This window comes from Vibrio sp. 2033, from assembly GCF_033339735.1.
On the sequence record NZ_JAWOVC010000484.1, the window covers coordinates 1 to 623 of the forward strand.

Genomic DNA, 623 nt, shown 5'->3' on the forward strand with positions numbered 1-623 from the left:
TCGGTAATGTTGATAGAAGTGCGGTTGCCCAAGTCCCCTAGCAAGAAGGTGTATTTACCTGCTTTTAGGTCGACTGGCTTCACGCCAATTTCATTCCAGAATTCATCATCTGGAGATGCATACTTCGCTGTTACCGTACCTTGTGACTGGCTGCGCTCTTCAATCGTGAAGCCCATCTTAGGTAAAATGTTCGGTAAACGCTGCCACAATACATTGTATTGCGCACGAGCGATGATAACTGGCAGACCACTGCGGTCTTTGCCCATCGTGACAGGAATCTGTTTCACCAACTCTTGAGCTTTACGCTGCGCTTCTTCACGAACTTCTTGATCGTAACGAGCCGTTACTAAGTTAGTCATGAACACGTTGTAACGCTCGCGGTTAGTCGCAGTCACTTCCTTAACTTGATCGCCTTCACGCCAGTCAATTAAGCTCACTTTGAAGCCGTGTCGGCCATTTGCTTCTGCACGAGAGATCTCGTATCGGCTACCAATTTCTAGCTCTTCGTCAGGAGAGTTCCACGTTACCCAACCTGTCTCGATTCGAGAATCGGTTTGGCTTTCGACTGGAATTTTTCTTGCTTCAACCATGCCTTGCACAGTTTGCCAAACTTTATCTAGCTC

At 47.5% G+C, this 623-nt stretch carries 1 protein-coding gene; it reads right to left on the minus strand.

Annotation, left to right across the window (positions count from 1 at the left end; all coding sequences use genetic code 11):
• On the minus strand, positions 1-623 hold a 623-nt coding region (bamC, locus tag R7P74_RS27350; protein WP_318123813.1), incomplete at both ends, for an outer membrane protein assembly factor BamC.